Below are 1,403 nucleotides of genomic sequence, written 5' to 3'. Positions count from 1 at the left end.
GTCCAGCACCCCCCCCAGATGGGGATCGTGCCAGCCGCCGATCAGCAGCAGGGGCCGCCGCAGCAGGGCCGGCGCCACGGGGTGCACCGCCCAGCCTTCCGCGACGGCGGGGTCGCGCCGCAGCCAGTGCAGCCCCATGCCCCGGGGATCGTGGCGTTCCAGCAGGGCCAGCCCCTCGTCGAGGAAGTCGCCGTGCTGGAGGCTGCGGCGGATCTCGTGCCAGCCGGCCCCGTCGCCCCGGCGCCGGCAGCCCTCGGCCGCCAACTGCAGGGCCCAGCCCAGGCCCAGGGCCCACCAGTGGGCTCCCCCTTCGCTGGCCCAGTGGAGACGCTCGTCGAGGCCACACATGGCCGGGGCGAGGCAGTCCGGCAGGGACGGGTCGTCCTCGCTCGCTTCGGCATTGGCCTCGTCGCCCGTGTTGAGCAGCTGGGTGAGGCCCTGGTAGGAGAAGCCGTAGGTGCCCACCCGGCCGCTGCTGCCCGCGAGGGCCCTGGCCCAGCGGATCGTGGCGGCCCCATCCGCCGCCTCCTGGGCGAAGCCGCCGAAGTCACCCTCCGATCCACCGCGGCCCCTTACGTCCTGGACCACCACCAGAAAGCCATGGCCGGCGTACCAGCTGGGGTGGGCGTAGGTGACGGTGGAGGCGATGGCCCGCCCGTAGGGCTGCCGCATCACCAGCACCGGCCAGGGACCTCCCCCGTCGGGCTGCCAGACGCGGCTCACCAGCCGGACCCCATCCACCATCTGCAGGGTGGCGTCGCGGGCCCGGACCACGGGGATCAGAACACCGTCGAGCAGTGCAGGCCGATCACGTAGGTGGCCAGCACCTCCGCATCCATGGGGCTCAGGCCACGGCTGCTGGCCAGGCTGGCGATCGACGCCTTGGAGGTGGCCGAGACGCCCTGGGCGTTCAGCTGGCGGAACTGCTGGCAGAGGCTCTGGGCCAGGGCCGGGTTCTGCTTCACCGATTCCAGCAGGGCGGACTGGGCCCGCGCGCTGGGCACGGCCGCGGCGCCCAGGCAGGCGGCGCAGAGGAGGGCGGCGAAGCTTTGGCGAAGACGGATGCTCGGGCGGGTGATCCGGGCGTGGCGGCGGTCGTCGCGAAGGGGGTGGTTCGTGGCTCTGGGGGGAGAAAGGCGGGTTGTTCGGGGCATCACTGCCTCCGTCCGTTTTCCCCATTCCAGTCACCCGTGCCGGGGCCGCGCAGGAGCGGAGGGTCAGTTCGGGGAGCGACCGGAGGCCTTCCGGGCCCGGCGGATCCAGGCCAGGACGAGGGGCAGGTCGACCGGGGGGACGGCCGAGCCGGTAAGCCGCCGCTGCAGCCGGCCCAGCTGCACCAGCAGCTGCTGGGGGTCGGCGGCGGCGAGTCCGGCGGGGCCGGCGATGCCCCCGTGGAGCAGCAG

The 1,403-nt window shown here is 74.1% G+C and carries 3 protein-coding genes; all 3 read right to left on the bottom strand.

What is annotated here, in order from left to right; all coding sequences use genetic code 11:
- Positions 1-744, bottom strand: a 744-nt coding sequence (locus VB737_RS07030; RefSeq protein WP_500312209.1) for a CocE/NonD family hydrolase, incomplete at its 3' end; no start/stop codon positions are given.
- A 35-nt stretch (positions 745-779) separates the two neighbouring features.
- On the bottom strand, positions 780-1,154 hold the full coding sequence (locus VB737_RS07025) for a DUF8664 family protein (RefSeq protein ID WP_500312208.1): 375 nt from the start codon (positions 1,152-1,154) through the stop codon (positions 780-782).
- A 63-nt stretch (positions 1,155-1,217) separates the two neighbouring features.
- The coding region (locus tag VB737_RS07020; protein WP_500312207.1) for a DUF4332 domain-containing protein at positions 1,218-1,403 on the bottom strand (186 nt) is incomplete at its 5' end.

This window comes from Synechococcus sp. BA-120 BA3, from assembly GCF_034931285.1.
Lineage (GTDB): Bacteria > Cyanobacteriota > Cyanobacteriia > PCC-6307 > Cyanobiaceae > Cyanobium.
The sequence above is the reverse complement of the archived record's forward strand: the minus strand, read 5'-3'. Positions and strand labels throughout refer to the sequence as shown.